This is a genomic window from Sagittula sp. P11, from assembly GCF_002814095.1.
Classification (GTDB): Bacteria; Pseudomonadota; Alphaproteobacteria; order Rhodobacterales; family Rhodobacteraceae; genus Sagittula.
Genome location: NZ_CP021913.1, coordinates 1,012,766 through 1,033,526, shown reverse-complemented (window position 1 = coordinate 1,033,526; position 20,761 = coordinate 1,012,766). Strand labels below are relative to the sequence as shown.

The following is a 20,761-nucleotide window of genomic DNA, read 5'->3' as shown; positions in this document are numbered from 1 at the left end:
AGGCGGCGCCTCTCTGTCACGCCTCGCGCATGCTGCGCAGGAGGTCGAGCTGCGCCAGCGCCTCTGCGCGGGTGGCGAAGATGTTGGGTGCGAAGCCGGCGCTGGCACTGCGCGCGCGGATGTTCTCCGCCTCGTCTTCGGCGACGTTGTAACGCAGCGTGGCGAGCGAGAAACTGGTGTTCAGGTCGCGGCCCCGGCGGGCGTATTCGACCCATGCGGCAGGCATGACCTGCGCATTGTGGTAGTTGACCAGCGCGTACCAGCGCATCGGGCGGCCCATGGCGACAACGCGCGCCTCGACGTGGTCGAAGAGGTCGGCGACGTCGCGGGCATGGTGGAGCGTCATGTCCGACATGTCGATCTCGACGATGCGGCGGTTGGTATCAAAGCTGACCCGCGGATAGAGGTCGTGGAAGCGCAGCGTCCGTTCGTCCACGCGCGGCGGCAGATTGGCGTCGCGGATGTCCTGAAGGTAGCGCAGCGCCGTCGCCTCGTCCGGAAAGACGGGCATGTTGAAGCCGGACTGCTGCGAGATCGTGGCCAGCGCGGCGGCGATGTCCGGCGTGGCACCGTAGCGTGCGGACCCCAGGGCGTGATGCAGGTTCAGCGCGTGCACGCGGCCCGTGTAGGCCTTGCAGGCCGCGGGCAGGATGGCGGTGCCGGTGAGGTCGATCAGGAAATACCAGTGGCGTTCGCCGGAGGCGGCGATGCTGTCCTCGATCGCGTCGAAGTGGATATCGACGTCCACGGGATGCTCGAAGCGCAGCCCGGAGACATCCAGGTGCATGACCCTCCGGTCATGATCGAAACGCAGGCGTCGTTCCAGTTGGGTGATCACGGACTGTCCCCTTCGGCACGGAAAATATCAGAACGCCGGAAAATAGCTATCCGGATAAATGCAGATTGCCCGAGGGGAGGGACAACCCGATGAGCACCTATTTCGACGCGCTCGAAACGCGCAGCCGCGACGAACGGGAGGCGGCGCAGCTCGAGGGCCTGAACGCGCAACTGGCGCGGCACGGGCTGGATGCGCTGGAGACGCTGGCCGACCTGAAGTCGCTGCCGGTGCTGCGCAAGGCGGACCTCGTGGCGCGCCAGAAGGAGGCGCCGCCCTTCGGCGGCCTCCCGGTCAGCAACCTTGCGCATGTGTTCCAGTCGCCGGGGCCGATCTACGAGCCGGGCGGCGTGAGCCACGACTGGTGGCGCGTGGGCCGCTTCCTGCATGCCTGCGGGATCGGCGTGGGCGACGTGGTGCAGAACTGTTTCGGCTACCACCTGACGCCTGCCGGGATGATCTTCGAGAACGGGGCGCGGGCGGTGGGCGCTGCCGTGTTGCCTGCCGGTACCGGCCAGACGGAGCTTCAGGTGCGGGCGGCGAAGGACGTGGGCGCCACGGCCTACGCGGGCACGCCGGATTACCTGAAGGTGATCCTGGAAAAGGCCGACGAGATGGGGCTGGAGCTGCAGATCGCCCGCGCGGCGGTGGGCGGCGGGGCGCTGTTCCCCTCGCTCCGCGCCTGGTACGAGGAGCGCGGCATCCTTTGCCTGCAATGCTACGCGACAGCCGATCTGGGCAACGTCGCCTACGAGAGCTCGGCGAAGGAGGGGATGATCCTCGACGAGGGGGTGATCCTTGAGATCGTGACCCCCGGCACCGGCGATCCGGTGGCGGAGGGCGAGGTGGGCGAGATCGTGGTGACCACGCTGAACCCCGACTACCCGCTGATCCGTTTCGCCACCGGCGACCTGTCGGCGATCCTGCCGGGGGAAAGCCCCTGCGGGCGGACCAACACCCGGATCAAGGGCTGGATGGGCCGCGCCGACCAGACGACGAAGATCAAGGGCATGTTCGTGCGCCCCGAGCAGGTGGCCGAACTGGTCGCCCGCCATGCCGAGATCGACCGCGCCCGCGTGGTCGCCAGCCGCGAGGGCGAGATGGACGTGATGACGGTGCGAATCGAAACCGGGGCAGAGGCCGTCCCGGGCGTCGAGGACAGCGTGGCAGGCGTTCTGAAGATGAAGGGACGGGTCGAACTGGTGGCCCCCGGCGGTTTGCCGCGCGACGGGCTGGTGATCGAGGATCAGCGGACTTACGACTGACGGTTGTACCCGCAACGGGGCATCTTCCTGAGAATCCGGAAAAAATTCCCGCGCCCTCCGGGGCGCGCGGGTTTGTCACGCCGCAGAAGTTTTCGGCTCTGGCAGAATCGTGTCTTGTCGGAAGGGCCAAGCGCGGTAGGCTTGTGGACAAAGGAGGATTTGTCATGCGGATTCTTGCACTTGCCTTTACAGGACTCGTTTCCGGAACGATCACGGGCGTATTGATGCCCAATGTTGCGGCAGCCGAGGGCGACGCCCTCGTGATCGGCAACAGCAGTTACAACGGCGTCCAGACGCTCTTTGCCGCGACACAGGTGGCAGAGACGGCGCAGGCGCTGAGGGACAAGGGCTTCGACGTGACCGAGGCGCGCGACGCGGGCGGAGCGGCGATGTCGGACGGCTTCCGCACCTTCGTGTCGGCGATCGACGGCGATGACGGCCCGGTGGTGGTGATCCTGGCCGGGGCCTTTGCCCATGCCGACCACGGTTCGTGGCTCTTGCCTGCGGCGGACGGATCGGGCCTTGCCGATGCGGCGGTGATGGTCGAGGCCTTCCCGGTGGAGGCGGTGCTGAGCGTGCTGGCGAAGTCGCCGGGGCGTTCGTTCCTCGTGCTGGCCGAAAGCGGCGTGGCAGGCGAGTTCGGCGATTTCCTCGAACCGGGCCTGGGCGAGCTGCGCGTGCCCGAGGGTGTGACCGTGCTGCGCGGCGAGGAGGCCAAGGTGGCGCGTTTCGCGGCGGGCGATCTGGTGAAGGTCGGCGTGCCGGTGGTGGCCGCGGCGCGGGCGGCGGGCCTGACGGTCAGCGGCAACGGCGGCGCGGACCTCGTGGTGGTCGAGCGCGAGCCGGTGGACGACGTGGGCGGCGCGCCGGGCGGCGTGCCGGACGACGGCCCGGTCGCTGCGGTGGAGCCAGAGCCCGAGGCGGTCGAAGAGGCGCCGGACGTGGCGGAGAGCGCCGCGCCTGAACCTGCGCCGGTCGCTGAGGCGGAGGTGGCCGAGGCCGAAGGGACCGATGCGTCGGAGATGCCGTCCGATGAGGTGGTCGAGGTGATCGAGCCGGAGACGGAGGCGGACGCCCCCGCGGCAGAGGTTGCAGAGACCCCGGCGGAGGACATGCCCGAGGCGGAGACGGCTGATGCCCCCGTGGCGGAAGTGACCGAGGCGCCGGAGGCCGACACCGCAGAGGCGCCGGTGGCGGAGGTGACCGAGGCGCCGGAGGCCGATACAGCAGAAGCGCCCGTGGCGGAGGTGACTGAAGCGCCCGAGGCCGATACAGCCGAAGCACCTGTGGCCGAAGTGACCGAAGCGCCGGAGGCCGAGGTGGCGGATGCGCCGGAGGCTGCGGACACGGGCGAGGCGGAGGCGGTCGTGGCCGCGGAGCCGGAACCTGCCGAAGCGCCGGAGCCGGTGATGGCGGAGACCGCGGAACCCGCTCCGGCGGACGAGGTCGCGCCGGAAGTGGCCGAGACCGCCCCGGTGGCGGAGCCGGAAGACACCCGTTCGGAAGTGGAGATCGCAGCCGACGACGCGGCCTGGCGGGCGGCGCGGATCGAGAACACCGAGGCCAGCTATACATCCTACCTGAAGGCGCAGCCGGACGGCGCCTATACCAACGCCGCCAACCAGCGGATCAAGGCGATCAGGTCCGATCCCTTCTATGACCTGCGGCGGGCGGAGGACTTCCTTGGCCTGACGCGCGAGGCACGGCGAGACATCCAGCGCGATCTCGACCTTTTGGGGTATTACACCTGGGCGGTGGACGGGATCTTCGGCGAGGGCACCCGCGAGGCGGTGCGCGGCTGGCAGAAGAACGCAGGGATGGAAGAGACCGGTTATCTCGACCTCGACCAGATCGCGAAGATCGAGGCGGACGCCGCGGCGAAGGAGCAGGCGGCGGATGCGCAGCGCGCCCGCGAGCGGGCCCGGCAGGCCGCCGCAGCGGAGGCGCAGCGCAAGCGGGCCGCCCAGGAGGCTGCCGCAGCGGCGGAAGCGGCAAGGGCCGAGCCTGCGCCGCGCCGCGGGCCTTCCGATGCGGCGATGTGGGCCGAGGTGGAGCGGCTTGGCACCGAGGAGCAGGTGCGGCGCTACCTGCGGGCCTACCCGAACGGCGCGCGCGCCACGCAGGCCCGCAACATGCTGGCGGTCATCGAACGGATGCGCGGCGGCTGACCTGCGGGAGAGACGGGGGCGGAGAATCAGCCGGACCTTGTGGACGCTCCTACCGGGCCAGTGTGACAGGCCCGGTGGCCCCATTCGCCACGCCACGCCCTCACAAGGGGCGGGCGCGCAGGCGGAGGGTAGTCTTTGAAGAGTACCCGAACACGGAAAAACCCCCGAGGCATGTGCCTGCGGGGGTTCTTTCTTGCGTCGATCCCGGCCCGAAGGTCGGGTCGTGCGATCAGCCCTGACGCGCCTTGAACTTGCGCTGAGTCTTGTTGATCACGTAAACGCGGCCCTTGCGGCGCACAACGCGGCAGTCGCGATGGCGATTCTTGAGCGAGCGGAGCGAGTTTGCGACCTTCATCGGTCTCTCCTTCGTCTTTCGCGGCGCGCGAGCGCCATGGGTTGTGCCAGACGCGTGAGCGTCCTGCGTTGCAGGTCCCCGGAACATCTCGGGCGCGGTCCTGTTCAGGACGCGCCCGCAACCCCCGGGGGGTGAAATCTGGTGGGCGATACTGGGATCGAACCAGTGACCCCTACGATGTCAACGTAGTGCTCTACCGCTGAGCTAACCGCCCGTATGGCCGATCGGTTCCCCTTGGTCCGTGCCCCCTCCGAAAGAAAGGGGCGCGGGAGGTCCGCGCCGGTGGAGGGGTCTATAAATAGGTTCCGGAGCGGGATCAAGGGCTTTTGGAGTCGAAAGTTTTCGGTCTATGATTTGCTGCAAAGGAGCGCCAATGCCCAGCACAGCTTACCATCTTCATCTTCCGGAGACGCTGTCGAGTTGCGTTGTGTTCGCGTCCCCGCATTCGGGGCGCGATTATCCGCCGAGCTTCCTTGCGACAACCCAGCTGGACGAGCGGACGATTCGCTCGTCAGAGGATGCCTGGGTCGACCGGCTGTTCGATTCCGCCCCCGAACATGGTGCCCCGCTGCTGCGCGCCGGTGCGCCGCGCGCCTACGTCGACCTCAACCGCGCGGTCGACGAACTGGACCCGGCGCTGATCGAGGGGGTGCGCCGTTCGGGGCACAATCCGCGCGTCGCCTCTGGCCTTGGCGTGGTGCCGCGGGTCGTGGCGGGCGGACGGGCGATCTATCGCGGCAAGCTGTCCCGGCTGGAGGCGGAGCGCCGTCTGCAGCAGATCTGGCGGCCCTATCACGAAAAGCTGGCGTCGCTGCTGGCGCAGTCGCACGCGGTCTTTGGCGAGGCGATCCTGATCGACTGCCATTCGATGCCGCGCGAGGCGCTGGACGGCGCGCTGCGCAACGGCGTGCCCCGGCCCGAGATCGTGATCGGCGACCGCTTCGGCGCCTCTTCGGCGGCCGACGTGGTGGAACGGGTGGAGGCGGCCTTCCGCGCGGCCGGCTTCGTGGTGGCGCGCAACACGCCCTTTGCCGGGGCCTATTCGACGCAGGCCTACGGGCGTCCGCTGCGGAACCAGCACGCGGTGCAGGTGGAGATCGACCGCTCGCTCTACATGGACGAGAGGAACATCTGCCCGAGCGCGGATTTCGAGGACGTGCGGCGGGTGCTGCGCGGCGTCGTGGCGGAACTGGCCGCGATGGGCGCGCGCGATCAGGGCCAGCTCGCAGCGGAGTGACGGGGGCCTTCGGGCCTGACGCGATTCGCGGGGCGGCTGCTGTGCCGCTCAGCCGAACAGCCGGTCGAGCGCGCCGTCGAGCGGCGCGGGATCGTCGATCTTCAGCCTGACAGGGACGGTCAGCACGTGGCGGCGCATGTCGGCGGGCAGGCGGACGGCGTCCTTTTCGGTGGTGACGAGCTGTGCGTTCATCCGGCGCGCGTCCTGCACGAGACGGGTCAGGATGGCGGCGGTCAGCGGCTGGTGGTCGCCGAGCGCCACGGTGCCCTTCACGTCGGCGCCAAGGCCCCTGAGGGTGGCAAAGAACTTTTCCGGATGGCCGATGCCCGCGAAGGCGAAGGCGGCCGTTTCCTGCCAGTCCATGCCGGTCTGCAACGGCTCCAGCGCGCCGGTCAGGTGGGGAATGCCCACCTGCGCGCCCCATGTGGCAGCAAAGCGCTGCTGCGCGGCGGAGGGGCCGATGGAGAGAAGCAGGTCGGCACGGGCAAGGCCCGCCGCCACGGGTTCGCGCAGGGGGCCTGCGGGCAGGCAGCGGCCATTGCCGAAGCCCATATGTGCGTCCACCGTTACCAGCGTCAGGTCCTTGCGCAGAGCCGGGTTCTGCAGCCCGTCATCGAGCACGAGGACGTCGGCGCCCGCAGCCTCGGCCGCGCGGGCGCCCGCGGCGCGGTCCTTTGCCACCCATGCCGGGCAGAAGGCGGCGAGGAGGAGCGGTTCGTCCCCGGTCTGGTCTGCGGTGTGGCGGAGCGGATCGACCTGCACCGGGCCGTCGAGCGTGCCGCCGTAACCGCGCGACAGGACATGCGGTGTCAGGCCGCGCTCCTGCAGGCGCTGGACCAGCGCGATGGCGGCGGGGGTCTTGCCGGTGCCGCCCGCGTTGACGTTGCCGACGCAGATCACCGGGATGCCGGGGGCATGGTCCGGGGCGCGGGCCACGCGGCGCGCGGTGGCGCGGGCGGTGAGCGCGGCCAGCGGGGCCAGCGCGCGGGCCTGCCACGCGGGGGCGTCGGGCGGGGTGAACCAGAAGCGCGGCGCCTGCATCAGACCGCCCCGCGTTCGTCGAGGACCTCGGCCACTTCGGCGATGACCTTGTCGACCAGTTCCGCCCCGGAGGAGATCACGTCCCATCCGGCATGCGCCATGGCCGCCGCCTGGTCGGGGGCGACAAGGTGCAGCACCGCCGTCGCCAGCGAATCGGCATCGCGGACGATGCGTGCGGCCCCGGCCTCCACCAGCCGGGTGTAGCTGCGCAGGTGGCCGCCGACGTTCGGACCGTAAAGGATCGCGGTGCCCAGCGTCGCGGCCTCGTAGGGGTCCTCGCCGCCGACGCCGGTCAGGAGCGAGCCGCCGAGGAAGGCCAGCGGCGCGATGCGATACCACAGGCCAAGCGCCTCCGGCCCTTCGGTGATGATGACCTGGGTGTTTTCGTCCGGGGTGTCGCCCTCGTCCCAGAGGCAGAGCCGGAGCTGCGCCTGCCGGGCGGCGCGGACGATCCGCTCGGCGTCCTGCGCGCAGGCGGGGACGATGACCAGCAGGAGGCGGTGGTTGAGGCGCACGGCCTGCCGGTGGGCGGCGAGGATGTCGTGGGTTTCCGCGCCGCGCAGGCGGGCGGCCAGCCACACGGGGCGGCCCGCCATCAGCCCCGCGACCTCCTCGTGCTGGGTGTCGGCGCAGGGCAGGGGCATCTCCGTGTCCATCAGCGGGCCTGCGGCATGGATGCGCGCGGCCTCCATCCCCAGCCGCCTGAGGCGCCGGGCGGCGGCCTCGTCGGTGGCGTAGAGCGTGTCGAACAGCGCCAGCGCCGCAGGGGCCGGATCGGGCAGCCAGCGCGCGGCGGCGGGCGCCACGGGCGGCGTGTCGGCGAGGTCGAGCGCGACGAGATGCGCGCCCTCCTCCGACAGCGCGTGCAGCAGGGCGGGGCGCAGGTTGGACCCGGCCCAGAGCACCACGTCCGGCTTCAGGTGCCGCGCGTAGGCGGTGCAGTCGGGCAGCCGTTCGGCGGGCGCGGGCAGGTGCAGCGCCTCGCCCGTGGCGGGCGTGTCGCCGGACAGCACGATCTCGGTGTCCGGGTGGTGGCCGTTCAGGCGGGCGCAGAGGCTGGCCAGCGCGCGGCCGCGTTCCTCGCCCGAGGCCCAGGCCCAGACGAGCGGCCCCGGCGGGCGCGGCGGCAGCGGTTGCGGCTTTTCCGCGCCCGGGCCGCGCGTCGTGGCCAGATAGGCCTGGAGCGACAACGCGCGACTGCTCAAGGCGTCAGCCCAGTTCTTCGGTGGAGGAGGCTTCCTTGCCTTCCTCTCTCAGCCGGTGCAGGTGGGCGATGAAATAGCGCATGTGGGCGTTGTCCACGGTGCGCTGTGCCTCTGCCTTCCATGCGTTGAAAGCCTCTTCGTAGTTCGGAAAGATGCCGACGATGTGCAGGTCGTTCACGTCGCGGAACACGGTCTTTGTGGGGTCTTCGAGTTCGCCGCCGAAGACGAGATGGAGCCGTTGCATGCGCTTCTCCTGAAGGGTGGGAGCCGGGGTGACGGGCCATGACCGTAGTCATCGCGGGGACGGGGTCAAGCTTCCCACGGGGCGTTTCGGGTGTCGTGCCAAATACTTCGTTACCGGTTGCGGGCCTTTGCCGCCGAACCGGGCGTCCCCGGTGCCGAGGCGCTGAGACGCGCCATGAGCGCGCCGTGCAGGCCGGGATTGGCCGCCACCAGCCCGTCGACCTGCGGATGCGGCCCGTTGAAGCGCAGCGGCAGGCCGCGGCGGTCGGTGACGGTGGCGCCTGCCTCCGACAGGATCAGCGCGCCGGCGGCGATGTCCCATTCCCAGCTTGGCCGGAAGGTGAACATGGCGTCGTAGCGCCCCTCCGCCACCAGTGCCTGCCGGTAGGCCAGCGAGGGGCGGTGGTGGCGCTTCACCTGCGGCACGCCGCCGGGCCAGTGGTGCGGGTCGAGGTTGGGCCGTGTGGCCAGCACCTCCGCATCGGCCAGCGCGCCGCGGGGCGAGACGGCGATCGTGTCGCCGTTCAGCCGGGCACCGCCGCCCAGCCGGGCGCTGTAGAGCGCGTCCAGCATCGGCAGGAAGACCACCGCCGCCTGCACGATCCCGTCCTCGACCACCGCCAGCACATGCGCCCATGCGCGCGAGCCTTCGATGTAGGAGCGCGTGCCGTCGATGGGGTCGACGATGAAGACGCGCTGCTTTCCAAGCCGGGTGTCGCCGTCGGGCGTTTCCTCCGACAGCCAGCCGTAATCGGGGCGGGCGGGGCGCAGGATCTCCTTCAGGGCCGTGTCCACGGCGAGGTCGGCGCGGGTCACGGGGCCCGCGTCGTCGTCCTTGTAGCGGATATCGAGGTCCTGCCCGATGAAGCCGGTCGCGATCTCGCCCGCCCGGCGCGCGGCATCGGTCAGCAGGCGCAGGTCGGCGTCTGCCTCAGTCTCCGGCAAGGGTGAGCCCCTCGACCAGCAGCGACGGCACCACGCGGGACAGCCACGGGCGGGCGTCGTTCGCGGGGGTGATGACGCGCAGCATCTCGCGTAGGTTGCCCGCCAGCGTGACGCCGGAGACCGGGTAGGCCAATGCGCCGTTCTCCACCCACCAGCCCGCCGCCCCGCGCGAGTAGTCGCCGGTGTTGGGGTTGATGGTGGAGCCGATCATCGAGGTCACCAGCAGGCCGCTGCCCATCTCGGCCATCAGCTCTTCGCGGGTCTTGTCGCCCTGCGTCAGTTCGAGGTTCCAGACGGTCGGAGAGATCCCGCCCGAGACGGAGCGCGCGGCGTTGGCGGTACTCTCCATCTCCAGCTTGCGGGCGTTGGCGAGGTCGAGCGTCCAGCCGGTCAGCACGCCGTCGTCGATCAGCTTGCGGGTCCGCGTCGGCAGGCCTTCCGCGTCGAAGGGGCGGGAGGCGGAGGTGCGCGGGCGGTGCGGGTCCTCGATCAGCGACAGGCCCTTTGGCAGGACCTCTTCGCCGAGGGCGCCGCGCAGCCAGGACGCGCCGCGCGCCACCGATGCGCCGTTCGACGCGGCGACGAGGTGGCCGATCAGCGACGAGGAGATGCGTTCGTCGAAAAGCACGGGGTAGGCCCCGGTCTTCGGACGTTTCGGGTTCAGCCGTTCCAGCGCGCGGGTGGCGGCGGTGTTGCCGATGTCCTCGGCAGAACGCAGGTCGGACTGGAAGATGCGGCTGTCCCCGTCGTAGTCGCGTTCCATGGCCAGCCCGGTGCCCGCCACGGCGACGCAGGACCGCGAGCGCCCGGTGCGGCGGTAGCCGCCGACAAAGCCGTTGGACGCCGCCAGCGCCACGTTCTGCGCCGAGTAGGTGGCGGAGGCGGAATGCACCATGGTGATGCCCTTATGGGCCAGCGCCGCGGCCTCTGCCCGGCGGGCGTCGTCCTCGAGCTCTGCCGGGGCGGGTTCGGCCGTGGGGTCGGCCAGTTGCAGCGCGTCCATGTCCCAGTCGCGCGCAAGCTGCGAGGGGTCGGCAAGGCCGGCGTAGGGGTCTTCGGGTGTCTCGCGGGCCATGGCGACGGCGCGTTCGGCCATGGCGGTCAGCGCCTCGGCCCGGGTGTCGGAGGTGGAAACGCTGGCGACCCGCTTGCCGACAAAGACCCGCAGCCCGAGGTCGCGCCCCTCGGCCCGTTCCGCCTGTTCCAGCGTCCCGGCGCGCACGTCGATGGACAGCGACGTGCCTTCGATGGCGATGGCGTCGGCGGCATCGGCGCCGGCTTTCTTCGCGGCGTCGAGCAGGGCCTGGGTCAGCTCGGTCGGGGTCTGGGACATCTGCAGCCTTTCGTCGGTCGTTGTCCCGAGGTAGGGCGCCGCGCGTCGGGGTGCAAGCGTTTCGCGGAAGGGCGTGGGGCCGGGCCCTGCCGGTCAGCGCGGATCGCACTCCACGAAGGCGGTGAAGGCGGCGGCCCGCTGGGCCAGGTCCTCGGGCGGGAGCGCCGCGTGCGGTGCGGCGTGGCGCGGAGAGATGCCTTGCGCCGCCAGGAACCGCGCGGCCACCTCGGCCCTCACCGCGAAGTTCACGTTCTGGGGAATGTCGCGCAGCTGGTCGGCGATGGAGAGCGCGTCGAGCTTGGCCACCACGACGCCCACCACCGAGCCATCGGCACCGATCAGCGGCCCGCCGGAGTTGCCGGGCTGAACGGGTGCGGTGATCTGCATGGTCGCGATGTCCCCCGACAGCCCGGTATTGGCAGAGACCGCGCCGCGCGTCACGTTCATCCCGCCGAGGATGTGCGACAGCGGATACCCCAGCGCGGTCACGTCGGAATTGAGCCGCGCGGGCGCCTCGGAGAAGGTGGCGACCGCGGGGGCCGGGCCGTCCGAGAGAAGAAGCGCAAGGTCGCTGTCCGTGGCCTCCGCCAGCAGGCGGGCGGGCAGGCCGTCCACGCGGATCGTGGTGCAGTCGTCGGTGACATGGGCGTTGGTCAGCACGTGCCCCTCTGCCGAGACGTAGAAGCCGCTGCCGGTGCTGGCGGCGCGGGGCGGCAGCGCCGCCTCGTTCGGGGTGGGCGCGTCCTGCGGGCGCCGGTCGAGGGTTGCCAGCAGCGGCGCCGCGGCCTTTCGTGTCCGGTCGAGCCGCCCGCCCCGCGTCACCGCAAGCGGCGCCGCCAGTCCCGGCGCGATGCTGGCCGCCACCGCCCCGAGGAGCGCACGGTCAGACGCCTCTGCCGACAGGACCACCGTCGACCACGTGCCGTCGATGTAGTCGGAGCGGACATGGCGCAGGGTGCCGTCCGGGCCGGTGATCCGGGTCACGGCCAGGCTGGCGTCGCGGGTGCGGATCGCCGAGCCGCCCTCTGCCTGAAGCGCCACGGTGTCGCGGTGCAGGGCCTGCGCCTCTGGCCGCGAGAGGGTGGCAAAGCGGTAGCGGAGAGAGGACCCGCCGTGGTCCCAGACGGTAAACGCGCCTTCCGGCGGGGCGGTGGCCGCGGTCGTGGCCGGGAAAAGGAGCGACAGCCCCAGCGTGTCGAGGTGCCGCCATGTCCAGCCGTCCCGCGCGATGCGGTCCGTCAGATCCTGCGCCAGTGCGGCCATGTGCAGCGCAGAGGGCGCGGTGCCGTAGGCGGTGTGGACGAAACCGTGCATCGCCGCCTCCGCACCGGGGGGCCAGTCGGGGATGATTGGGGCGTCGAGCGTCCCTTCGAAGGCCAGTGCGACCTGAAGGAAACGCCGGTCCTGGATCGAGAGGTCCTCGGCGGTGAAGGGGGCGGTTAGGTCGACCGTCTCCTGCGCCAAGGCGGGCCGCCACGGGGGCAGGGCCAGCAGAAGGAGCACGAAAAGGGTGCGCAAAGGTCCGGTCATGAAAGATCGCAGCAACGAATGGTCTGTCCGGGCAGCCTGCCACGCGGACCCACGCGCGGCAATCGCTTCCGCCCCGGCGGTGTCCGCTGGCAGCGCAGGCTTCGGCCGGTCAGGGGGCCTTCTGCGTCACCGCCACGATGGGACCCATGCGCCGCCCGAGGTCGTTGCGCCCCAGTTCCGGCGCGTAGAGCCGCGAGACGTTGCCGTCGAGGAACAGCGCGTTGGGCAGCTTCAGACCGTCGCGGAAGAAACGGCCGAACTCGTGGAAGGTCACGAGGCTCTGCGAGATCGCGAAGACCGCGCGCTTGCCGTCCTTCGAGGTGCCGACGCCGTTGCGGATGTAGCGCGAGGTTGAGTCGGGCAGGAAGCGGGGGTGCAGCTCTCCGCCGATCACCAGCATCGGGCCGGACTGTGTCGCGTCGCGGCAGGCGGGTTTCGCGGCAAGGAAATCGCGGGTCTCGTAGACGCGGGCGCGCTTGTCGGTGATGCAGAGCACGCCATTGGGCAGCAGGCCGAAGTTGCCCGGCCCGGGGGAGGAGATGACGCGCATCTCTTCCTTGCCGTCCTCGACGTAGTGGCCGACCGGGGCGCGGTCCTCGTGGTACATGCCGGCGTTCATCGCGAAGGCGAGCGTCTCGCCGTTCTCGGCCAGCATCGCCTCCAGCCGCGAGAACTGGCCGATGGGCTGGCCGTTGGCGTCGGCGCGGAAGAGGCGCAGGTCCTCCTTCGTGGCGTCGACCTCGCAGACGGCGTAGCGGATCGACTCGAACTCGACGTTCTGGCAGGTTACCGCGCCGGAGGGCGCTGCCACCGAGGCGAGCAACGCCGTCAGCGCAAGGCAGACACGGAGCATGGGGTCAGCCCTCCACGTCGCGGCGCACGGTTTCGTCGGAAAACAGGCGCCGGGCCTCGTCGAGATTGTCGAAGGTTTCGTCCAGGCGGAAGCGCAGCTCGGGCGCGAACTTCAGCGTCAGCCCCTTCGAGACGGCGCGGCGCAGCTCGCCCTTGTTGCGGTCGAGGAGCGCGAACATGTCGTCGGCGTTCTGCCCGCCCAGGGGCACGACATAGGCCGTGGCGACCTTGAGATCGGGGGAAACGCGCACTTCGCCGACCGTGATCGAGAGGCGGTTGAGCTCCGGATCGTGAACGTCGCCGCGCATGAGCACATCCGACAGCTGACGCCGGATGACTTCGCTCACCCGGAGCTGACGTTGGCTTGGCCCGGGGCCGTCTTGGAATCTGTTGCGTGCCATGGGGGGAGAAGTAGAGCGAAGCTGTCGCTTTGCCAAGCGCCGACGACCGCTGTATGGGATCGCAACGGACTTGAGGAGTGTGGACGATGACGGATCAGCCAGGTGTCGTTGTAACGGGCGTTTCCGGACGCATGGGTCAGATGCTCGTGAAGGAGGTCATGGCCTCGGACCGGCTGACCCTTGTCGGCGCACTGGAGCGCGAGGGCCACGACTGGGTCGGGCGCGACCTGGGGCTGGCCATGGGCGCTGCCGAGATGGGCCTGAAGGTGAGCGACGATGCGCTCGAGGCGTTCTCGCGCGCGCAGGCGGTGATCGACTTTACCGCCCCGGCGGCGACCGTGGCGTTTTCCGAACTGGCGGCGCAGGCGCGGGCGGTGCACGTGATCGGCACCACGGGGCTGTCGGATGACGACATCGCCGCCATCGACCGCGCGGCGCACCACGCGGTGGTGGTCCGGGCGGGGAACATGTCGCTGGGCGTGAACCTGCTGACGCGGATGGTGAAGCAGGTGGCTTCGGCTCTGGATGCCGACTGGGACATCGAGGTGATCGAGGCGCACCACCACCACAAGGTCGACGCGCCCTCGGGCACCGCTCTGATGCTGGGCGAGGCCGCGGCGGAGGGGCGGGGGGTGAAGCTGGCGGATGTGTCCGACCGGGGCCGCGACGGGATCACAGGCGCGCGGAAGCGGGGCGACATCGGTTTCCACGCGATCCGCGGCGGCGACATCATCGGCGAGCACGAGGTGCTGTTCGCCACGCCGGGAGAGCGGATCGTGCTGAAGCACGTCGCCTCCGACCGGACGCTCTTTGCGCGCGGCGCGCTGAAGGCCGCGCTCTGGGGGCAGGACAAGGGGCCGGGTCACTACGACATGCTGGACGTGCTGGGACTGGGCTGACGGCGTCCCCGCGCCCTGACCGGCGCGCCGCCCACCCGCCCACCCTCGGCGCCCCGCTCAGCGCGCGGGGACGCCGGGGTGTGGGGTCAGGCAGGGAGTTTATGGCGCATTTGTCCGGTTGGGTGAAGGCCGGGTCGTTCGGGTTTCTTTCACAATTGCGATGTTTGGCGGAAATCCGGCGCTGGTGTTTCGCGCTGGCGGCCGCAGGATACGATGCGTGCCGTTCTTTCGATAATCCGATATTCTCATTGGCGCCCGCAGCCCTTGGATTGCTTCCAGGTTGGCGAGGTGTCTCGAGATGTGATCCCAAAACCCTATACGATATTTATGGGTTGCGCGGATGATCTGATGTCCCGCCTTAGAGGTTTGCGCCGACTTTATGGCTGCGATCCATTCGCTGGAACTTGTTTTTTCCCGATGTTGGTACAGCAGGGCTTCCCCTGCGAAAGCGCGGTTATGACGCTTTGGGCGTGAGGCGACGTCTGGGATGACTTGCACATTTCAGATATTTTGGGGATTGAGTTGTGTTCTGAAGGTGGCCGCTGGCGTGAGGCGCGCTTGTACAGCCGCGACGGGTTACGGCACGGGGTGTGCTCCTCGGAAACTGGCGCTGACCGGCCCGCTCAGGTGCGTGGCCTAGAAGTCGATGGCGAGGCCCTTCTTCTCCCAGTCGCCGTAGCGCACGGGTTCCGGGCCGTCGCGGCCGCCGTACTCCTTGGGGAGGGCCTTTGCCTCGGCCTCCGCCTTCGCCCGGCGCTCCGCCGCTTCGGCAAGGGCGCGTTGCGCGGCGGGGGGCAGGTCGCTTTCGGGGGTCTCGGGCATGACGGTCCTCGCTGGGCTTTCCTAGGGCGATGGCTGTTGATATAGGCGCCCGGTGCCGTCCGGGGCAAGCCCGGGCCAGATTCCGGAGACTCCATGGCAGACCCCAGCCCGGCCCGTCTGGCCGCCGTCGACCTGTTGGACATGGTGCTGGTGCAGCACCGCCCGCTGTCGGAGACCGACCGTCTCGACCGGCTGGAGGCGCCCGACCGCGCGGCGGCGCAGCGGCTGGCGACGGAGGTGCTGCGCGCGCTGGAGCGTGCCGACCGGGTGCTGAAGCCGCATCTCAGGAAGGCCCCGGCGGGGCGCGTCATGAATATCCTCAGGCTGGGCGCGACGGAGCTCTGCACCGGCGGTGCCGCGCATGGCGTGGTCAGCGACTGCGTCGAGATCGCCGCGCGCGGCAAACGGACGCAGGGCGCGAAGGGGCTGGTCAACGCCGTTCTGCGCAAGGTGGCCGAGACAGGCCCGGCGGAGTGGGCGAAGCTTCGGGTGCCGCGCCTGCCGAAGTGGCTGCGCGCCCCGCTGGCGGAGGCCTGGGGCCCGCAGGCGGTGGCGGCGATGGAGCGCGCGCATTTCGCGGGCGCGCCGGTCGACCTGACGCTGAAAGGCGACCTGCCGGAGGGCTTGCCGGGCGAGACGCTGCCCACCGGCTCGGTGCGCCTGAAGGACGCGGGCCAGGTGAGCGCGCTGCCGGGCTTTGCCGAGGGCGCGTGGTGGGTGCAGGACGCCGCCGCGGCGCTGCCGGTGAAGCTGCTGGGCGACGTGACAGGCCTCGACGTGCTGGACATGTGCGCGGCGCCGGGCGGCAAGACGCTGCAACTGGCCGCCCGGGGCGCGCGTGTGACCGCGCTCGACATCTCGGAGGCGCGGCTGGCGCGGGTGCGCGAGAACCTCGACCGCTGCGGGCTGGAAGCCACGCTGGTGGCGGGTGACGCGCTGGAACATCGCGGGCAATACGACGCCATCCTGCTGGACGCGCCCTGTTCGGCGACCGGCACGATCCGCCGTCATCCCGACCTGCCGCATGTGCACATGGGCGAGAAGATCTCGGAACTGATCGGGCTGCAGGGCTGGATGCTGGATCATGCGCTGTCGCTGCTGAAACCGGGCGGCCGGCTGGTCTATGCCACCTGTTCGCTGCTGCCCGACGAGGGCGAGTGCCAGATCGAGGAGGCGCTGGAGCGTCATCCCGGCCTGCGCGTCGTTCCGGCCGAGGCGCCCTGGATCGAACCTGCGTGGCAGAGCGAGGAGGGCGGGCTGCGGCTCAGGCCCGATTTCTGGGCGGAGCGCGGCGGCATGGACGGTTTCTACATGGCCTGCGTGACCAAGGACTGATCCGCGGCCTTGCCGGTGGCGTTCGTTAATGACTTTGTCTAACGCGGAAGCTATGATCCCGCGCAAGCGCCCGCAAAGGGCCGTTCCCGTCAAGGGTCCCCGGAAGGGCAACGAGGCAAGGCAGCGATGACGACGCAGCGCAACTGGCGGACCGCGCCGGAGCGGGTCATGAACCGTGTGCACGCACGGCTGGCCGCACGTGCGCGTGCGGCGGACGGATTTGTCAGCCAGCCGGAACCGCGCACCGTGGGTTTCTTTGCCAAGGGGCGGCAGATGTGCGCGGGCAACCTGATGTTCGCGGGCCATTTCGTCGAGGCGCCGGGCGCCATGCTCTGGGACATCCCGGCGCCGGACGCCACGTTCACCGAGGAAATCAACGGTTTTGCCTGGCTCGACGATCTCGCGGCGGTGGGCGACATCAAGGCGCGCAAGCTGGCGCAGGAGTGGCTCTGGGGCTGGATCGCGCGGTACGGGCGCGGCACCGGGCCGGGCTGGACGCCGGAACTGACCGGGCGGCGGCTGATCCGCTGGATACATCACGCGCTGTTCGTGCTGCGCGGCCTTCCGTCGGAGAAGAGCGAGGCGTTCTATGCCGCCCTGGGCGCGCAGGCGACGTTTCTGGCGCGGCGCGGTGCCTCGGCCCCGCCGGGGCTGGCGCGGTTCGAGGCGATGACCGGGCTGCTTTACGCGGCGCTGTCGCTGGAGGGGATGGAGGCGCATGTCGATCCGGCGCGCGAGGCGCTTGGCGCGGAATGCCGGCGGCAGGTGTCGGCGCAGGGCGGCATCCCGACGCGCAACCCGGAGGAACTGCTTGAGGTCTTCACCCTGCTGACATGGGCGCAGGCGGCGCTGGAGGAGGCGGACCTCGTCCCCCACAAGGACCACCTTGAGGCCATCGCGCGGATCGCGCCCACATTGCGCACATTGCGCCATGCGGACGGCGGGCTGGCGCGATTCCATGGCGGCGGGCGCGGTCTGGACGGGCGGCTGGACATGGCGCTGGCGGCCTCCGGATCGAAGAAGCGGCAGGCGGACGGGCTGGCGATGGGGTTCGCGCGGCTTTCGGCCGGGCGCACGAGCATCGTCATCGATGCCGCCGTGCCGCCGGTCGGGGCGGCTTCGGGCAACGCCCATGCTTCCACCCTCGCGTTCGAGCTGACTTCGGGCCGACGGCCGCTGATCGTCAACTGCGGCTCGGGCGGCGGGTTCGGCGAGGACTGGCGCCGCGCGGGGCGGGCCACGCTGTCGCATTCGGTGCTGTGCCTGCAGGGCTACAGCTCGGCCCGGCTGGCGGCGCCGCGCTGGGTCGGACAGGCGCGGCGGGAACTGCTTGAGGACGCACCGAAGCACGTGCCGATCCAGATGACCCACCTTGCCGAATCGCTGCGCTTCGAAGGTGGGCACGACGGCTATGTCGCCGTGCAGGGGCTGACCCATGCCCGGTCGCTGGAGCTGTCGCTGGACGGGCGGAGCCTGAGGGGCGAGGACTACCTCGTCGCGCTCGACGGTCCGGCGAAGAAGCGGTTCGACAAGGCGATGGACGCGGTGAAGCTGGGGGGGCTGCCCTACGAGATTCGCTTTCACCTGCATCCGGAGGTCGATGTGACCGTCGACATGGGCGGCAACGCGGTGTCGATGGCGCTCCGGTCGGGCGAAATCTGGGTGCTGCGCTTCGACGGCGGCGTGGATTTGACCCTCGAACCCTCGGTGTATCTCGAAAAGGGGCGATTGCGGCCACGTGCGACGAAGCAGGTGGTTCTATCCGGGCGGGCGATGCAGTATGCGACGCGCGTCCGGTGGTCATTGGCCAAGGCGCAGGAGACCGCGCTGGCCGTGCGCGATCTTGCGCAGGATCCGACGGACGTCTGAGTCTGACCCTTGGAGTGCCCCACATGACCGACCTCGCACCCGTGCGCCGCGCGCTGATTTCCGTTTCCGACAAGACCGGCCTGATCGAGCTGGCCCGCGCGCTGGCCGACCTGAAGATCGAGCTGCTGTCCACGGGCGGGTCCGCCAAGGCGATCCGCGACGCGGGCATCGAGGTGCGCGACGTGTCCGACCTGACCAACTTCCCCGAGATGATGGACGGCCGGGTGAAGACGCTGCATCCCAAGGTGCATGGCGGCCTTCTGGCGCTGCGCGACAACGGGATGCACGTGGCGTCCATGGCCGAGCACGGCATCGTGCCGATCGACCTGCTGGTGGTGAACCTCTACCCGTTCGAGGCGGCGCTGGCGCGCGGTGCGAACTATGACGAGATGATCGAGAACATCGACATCGGCGGCCCGGCGATGATCCGCGCCGCGGCGAAGAACCATGCCTTCGTGACCACGGTGGTCGACGTGGAGGACTACGGCGCGCTCCTGGAAGAGATCAAGGCGAACGGCGGGGAAGAGGCGCAGACCACGCTCGGGTTCCGCAAGAAGATGGCGCAGATCGCCTACGCCCGCACCGGCGCCTATGACGCCGCCGTGTCGACCTGGATGGCCGGTGCCATCGGCGAGACGACGCCGCGCCGTCGTGTGTTCGCGGGCGAACTGAAGCAGACCATGCGCTATGGCGAGAACCCCCACCAGAAGGCGGCGTTCTACGTGGACGGCACCAACCGCCCCGGCGTTGCGGTGGCCGAGCAGCTTCAGGGCAAGGAGCTGAGCTACAACAACATCAACGACACCGACGCGGCCTTCGAGCTGGTCAGTGAATTCCTGCCCGGCGACGGCCCGGCCTGCGCGATCATCAAGCACGCCAACCCCTGCGGCGTGGCGAAGGGCGCGACCCTGCTTGAGGCCTACCAGAAGGCGTTCGACTGTGACCGGACCTCTGCCTTCGGCGGGATCGTGGCGCTGAACGGGACGCTGGACGCTGCCACGGCCGAGGCGATTTCCGAGATCTTCACCGAGGTGGTGATCGCGCCGGCCATCGACCAGAAGGCGCGGGACATCTTCGCGAAGAAGAAGAACCTGCGCCTGATCCTGGCGCCGGGCCTGGCCGACACGTCGGAGCATCGCGTGTCCTATCGGCAGGTGTCCGGCGGGATACTGGTGCAGGACATCGACAACGGCGTGCTGACGGTGGACGACCTGAAGGTGGTGACGAAGATCGCGCCGACCGACGCGCAGATGGAGGACCTGCTGTTCGCGTGGAAGGTTGCCAAGCACGTGAAGTCCAACGCCATCGTCTACGTCAAGGACAAGGCCACCGTGGGTGTCGGCGCGGGCCAGATGAGCCGGGTGGATTCCGCCCTGATCGCCGCCAAGAAGGCTGAGCGGATGGCCGAGGCGCTTGGCCTGCCGGAGCCGCTGACCCGCGGGTCCGCCGTGGCGTCTGACGCGTTCTTCCCCTTCCCCGACGGGCTGATGGAAGCGGCGGCGGCGGGTGCCACCTGCGTGATCCAGCCGGGCGGCTCGATGCGCGACGACGAGGTGATCGCCGCAGCCGACGAGGCTGGCTTGGCGATGGTCTTTACCGGGATGCGGCACTTCCGCCACTGATCGGTGTGATTGCGGCCTGCCGTTTCACGCAGCCTTGGGTTGTGCGCGCTTTCGGGCGCGCGTAGCCTCTCGGCAGGTGGGGCAGGGCCTCCGGATCGGGCGGCCGCGTCGTCATCCGGCGCGCCGCCTCTGGCAGATTGCGAAGAGTTGATTGAAAACGGACCTATCCTGCCCGGTCGAGACCGGTTAACAGGGCCGGGTTGAAAATGAACGAGACGGCAGTGGCAGGCAGGCAAAGCGCAGTACGGCAAGGGACCCTCCGGTTGGTCTGGTGGGTGGCTTTCTGGGTCTTCGTGATCGACCAGATCTCGAAGATCTGGGTGGTGCATGTGCTAGACCTCGCCACGCGGCTGAAGATCGAGGTCTGGCCGCCGTTCCTGAATTTCCACATGGCCTGGAACTACGGCATCAACTTCGGCCTTCTGGCCGGAGAGGCGCCCGCGACACGGTGGATCCTGATCTCCGTGGCGCTTGGCATCGTGCTGTTCGTGCTGGTCTGGATGCGCCGCGACCCGCCGGGCAGGCTTGGCCTGATCTCTGCCGGGATGCTGATCGGTGGCGCGCTGGGGAATGTCGTGGACCGCGTGCTCTATGGTGCGGTGGCGGATTTCCTCAACATGTCCTGCTGCGGCTTCTCCAACCCCTTCGCTTTCAACGTCGCGGATATCGCGATCTTTGCCGGGGCTTTCGGGCTCGTGATCTTCCCGTCGGCGAAAAACACCTGATCTTCGGGGTTTGATGCCGGGATGGGCGTGACGGCGCCGTCCTGATGCGTTAGAAGCGGTCAGACCATGGGTGAACGGA

General features: G+C 69.8%; 19 protein-coding genes and 1 tRNA gene. 8 read left to right on the top strand and 12 right to left on the bottom strand.

Features of this window, described 5'->3' with window-relative positions:
* Window positions 1–16: 16 nt before the first annotated feature.
* Window positions 17–838 carry a hypothetical protein gene (locus tag CDO87_RS05045; RefSeq protein ID WP_157814924.1) on the bottom strand — a complete coding sequence of 274 codons (822 nt, stop codon included), beginning with the start codon at window positions 836–838 and terminating at the stop codon, window positions 17–19.
* A gap of 89 nt (window positions 839–927) precedes the next feature.
* Here CDO87_RS05045 and CDO87_RS05040 point away from each other — a divergent pair, with 89 nt between their 5' ends.
* Window positions 928–2,100, top strand: a complete 1,173-nt coding sequence (locus tag CDO87_RS05040; protein WP_100927762.1) for a phenylacetate--CoA ligase family protein — start codon at window positions 928–930, stop codon at window positions 2,098–2,100.
* Window positions 2,101–2,264: 164 nt separating this feature from the next.
* A complete protein-coding gene (locus tag CDO87_RS05035; protein WP_157814923.1) occupies window positions 2,265–4,268 on the top strand; it encodes a peptidoglycan-binding protein in 2,004 nt (667 codons plus the stop codon).
* A 229-nt stretch (window positions 4,269–4,497) separates the two neighbouring features.
* On the opposite strand, the gene ykgO is transcribed toward CDO87_RS05035, so the two are convergent.
* Entirely contained in the window at window positions 4,498–4,623 is a 126-nt protein-coding gene (gene ykgO / locus CDO87_RS05030) for a type B 50S ribosomal protein L36 (RefSeq protein WP_005859170.1), read from the bottom strand.
* A gap of 139 nt (window positions 4,624–4,762) precedes the next feature.
* Window positions 4,763–4,837, bottom strand: a tRNA-Val gene (locus CDO87_RS05025).
* A gap of 159 nt (window positions 4,838–4,996) precedes the next feature.
* Here CDO87_RS05025 and CDO87_RS05020 point away from each other — a divergent pair.
* Window positions 4,997–5,860 carry an N-formylglutamate amidohydrolase gene (locus CDO87_RS05020; protein WP_100927760.1) on the top strand — a complete coding sequence of 288 codons (864 nt, stop codon included), beginning with the start codon at window positions 4,997–4,999 and terminating at the stop codon, window positions 5,858–5,860.
* 48 nt (window positions 5,861–5,908) lie between these two features.
* Here CDO87_RS05020 and lpxK read toward each other — a convergent pair whose 3' ends face one another.
* From lpxK to rbfA, 8 genes are all read right to left on the bottom strand, one after another.
* Window positions 5,909–6,901, bottom strand: coding sequence for a tetraacyldisaccharide 4'-kinase (lpxK, locus tag CDO87_RS05015; RefSeq protein ID WP_100927759.1), 993 nt, complete (start codon window positions 6,899–6,901; stop codon window positions 5,909–5,911).
* A complete protein-coding gene (locus CDO87_RS05010) occupies window positions 6,901–8,091 on the bottom strand; it encodes a 3-deoxy-D-manno-octulosonic acid transferase (protein ID WP_100927758.1) in 1,191 nt (396 codons plus the stop codon). The genes lpxK and CDO87_RS05010 overlap by 1 nt, the downstream gene beginning before the upstream one ends.
* A 19-nt stretch (window positions 8,092–8,110) precedes the next feature.
* On the bottom strand, window positions 8,111–8,350 hold the full coding sequence (locus tag CDO87_RS05005; RefSeq protein WP_100927757.1) for a DUF4170 domain-containing protein: 240 nt from the start codon (window positions 8,348–8,350) through the stop codon (window positions 8,111–8,113).
* Between the two features lie 110 nt (window positions 8,351–8,460).
* Entirely contained in the window at window positions 8,461–9,294 is an 834-nt protein-coding gene (locus CDO87_RS05000) for a 3'(2'),5'-bisphosphate nucleotidase CysQ (protein WP_100927756.1), read from the bottom strand.
* Window positions 9,281–10,627, bottom strand: coding sequence for a TldD/PmbA family protein (locus CDO87_RS04995; protein ID WP_100927755.1), 1,347 nt, complete (start codon window positions 10,625–10,627; stop codon window positions 9,281–9,283). Before CDO87_RS04995 ends, CDO87_RS05000 begins: the two co-directional genes overlap by 14 nt.
* A 93-nt stretch (window positions 10,628–10,720) precedes the next feature.
* Window positions 10,721–12,157 carry a S1C family serine protease gene (locus tag CDO87_RS04990; RefSeq protein ID WP_100927754.1) on the bottom strand — a complete coding sequence of 479 codons (1,437 nt, stop codon included), beginning with the start codon at window positions 12,155–12,157 and terminating at the stop codon, window positions 10,721–10,723.
* Between the two features lie 109 nt (window positions 12,158–12,266).
* A complete protein-coding gene (locus CDO87_RS04985) occupies window positions 12,267–13,010 on the bottom strand; it encodes a phosphodiester glycosidase family protein (protein WP_100927753.1) in 744 nt (247 codons plus the stop codon).
* Between the two features lie 4 nt (window positions 13,011–13,014).
* Entirely contained in the window at window positions 13,015–13,410 is a 396-nt protein-coding gene (gene rbfA, locus CDO87_RS04980) for a 30S ribosome-binding factor RbfA (protein WP_100927752.1), read from the bottom strand.
* Between the two features lie 86 nt (window positions 13,411–13,496).
* Here rbfA and dapB point away from each other — a divergent pair, with 86 nt between their 5' ends.
* Window positions 13,497–14,309: a 4-hydroxy-tetrahydrodipicolinate reductase gene (gene dapB / locus CDO87_RS04975; protein WP_100927751.1), complete on the top strand. Its 813-nt coding sequence runs from the start codon at window positions 13,497–13,499 to the stop codon at window positions 14,307–14,309.
* A gap of 636 nt (window positions 14,310–14,945) precedes the next feature.
* Here the strand turns inward: dapB and CDO87_RS04970 are convergent.
* Entirely contained in the window at window positions 14,946–15,131 is a 186-nt protein-coding gene (locus CDO87_RS04970; protein ID WP_100927750.1) for a DUF1674 domain-containing protein, read from the bottom strand.
* 93 nt (window positions 15,132–15,224) lie between these two features.
* Here CDO87_RS04970 and CDO87_RS04965 point away from each other — a divergent pair, with 93 nt between their 5' ends.
* From CDO87_RS04965 to lspA, 4 genes are all read left to right on the top strand, one after another.
* A complete protein-coding gene (locus CDO87_RS04965) occupies window positions 15,225–16,466 on the top strand; it encodes an RsmB/NOP family class I SAM-dependent RNA methyltransferase (protein ID WP_100927749.1) in 1,242 nt (413 codons plus the stop codon).
* A 126-nt stretch (window positions 16,467–16,592) separates the two neighbouring features.
* A complete protein-coding gene (locus tag CDO87_RS04960) occupies window positions 16,593–18,335 on the top strand; it encodes a heparinase II/III family protein (protein ID WP_100927748.1) in 1,743 nt (580 codons plus the stop codon).
* Between the two features lie 23 nt (window positions 18,336–18,358).
* Window positions 18,359–19,957 carry a bifunctional phosphoribosylaminoimidazolecarboxamide formyltransferase/IMP cyclohydrolase gene (gene purH / locus CDO87_RS04955; protein WP_100927747.1) on the top strand — a complete coding sequence of 533 codons (1,599 nt, stop codon included), beginning with the start codon at window positions 18,359–18,361 and terminating at the stop codon, window positions 19,955–19,957.
* A 206-nt stretch (window positions 19,958–20,163) separates the two neighbouring features.
* Window positions 20,164–20,682 (top strand): signal peptidase II, encoded by a 519-nt coding sequence (lspA, locus tag CDO87_RS04950; RefSeq protein ID WP_100927746.1) that lies wholly within the window; start codon window positions 20,164–20,166, stop codon window positions 20,680–20,682.
* Window positions 20,683–20,761 lie beyond the last annotated feature (79 nt).

Bases quoted from the DNA above. Each gene is read 5' to 3' on its own strand.
- ykgO (WP_005859170.1), bottom strand. From the start codon at position 4,623: ATGAAGGTCGCAAACTCGCTCCGCTCGCTCAAGAATCGCCATCGCGAC.
- CDO87_RS04965 (WP_100927749.1), top strand. From the start codon at position 15,225: ATGGCAGACCCCAGCCCGGCCCGTCTGGCCGCCGTCGACCTGTTGGAC.
- CDO87_RS05005 (WP_100927757.1), bottom strand. From the start codon at position 8,350: ATGCAACGGCTCCATCTCGTCTTCGGCGGCGAACTCGAAGACCCCACA.
- lpxK (WP_100927759.1), bottom strand. From the start codon at position 6,901: ATGCAGGCGCCGCGCTTCTGGTTCACCCCGCCCGACGCCCCCGCGTGG.
- CDO87_RS05020 (WP_100927760.1), top strand. From the start codon at position 4,997: ATGCCCAGCACAGCTTACCATCTTCATCTTCCGGAGACGCTGTCGAGT.
- CDO87_RS04960 (WP_100927748.1), top strand. From the start codon at position 16,593: ATGACGACGCAGCGCAACTGGCGGACCGCGCCGGAGCGGGTCATGAAC.
- lspA (WP_100927746.1), top strand. From the start codon at position 20,164: ATGAACGAGACGGCAGTGGCAGGCAGGCAAAGCGCAGTACGGCAAGGG.
- CDO87_RS04990 (WP_100927754.1), bottom strand. From the start codon at position 12,157: ATGACCGGACCTTTGCGCACCCTTTTCGTGCTCCTTCTGCTGGCCCTG.
- CDO87_RS04985 (WP_100927753.1), bottom strand. From the start codon at position 13,010: ATGCTCCGTGTCTGCCTTGCGCTGACGGCGTTGCTCGCCTCGGTGGCA.
- purH (WP_100927747.1), top strand. From the start codon at position 18,359: ATGACCGACCTCGCACCCGTGCGCCGCGCGCTGATTTCCGTTTCCGAC.
- CDO87_RS05035 (WP_157814923.1), top strand. From the start codon at position 2,265: ATGCGGATTCTTGCACTTGCCTTTACAGGACTCGTTTCCGGAACGATC.
- rbfA (WP_100927752.1), bottom strand. From the start codon at position 13,410: ATGGCACGCAACAGATTCCAAGACGGCCCCGGGCCAAGCCAACGTCAG.
- CDO87_RS05040 (WP_100927762.1), top strand. From the start codon at position 928: ATGAGCACCTATTTCGACGCGCTCGAAACGCGCAGCCGCGACGAACGG.
- CDO87_RS04970 (WP_100927750.1), bottom strand. From the start codon at position 15,131: ATGCCCGAGACCCCCGAAAGCGACCTGCCCCCCGCCGCGCAACGCGCC.
- dapB (WP_100927751.1), top strand. From the start codon at position 13,497: ATGACGGATCAGCCAGGTGTCGTTGTAACGGGCGTTTCCGGACGCATG.
- CDO87_RS04995 (WP_100927755.1), bottom strand. From the start codon at position 10,627: ATGTCCCAGACCCCGACCGAGCTGACCCAGGCCCTGCTCGACGCCGCG.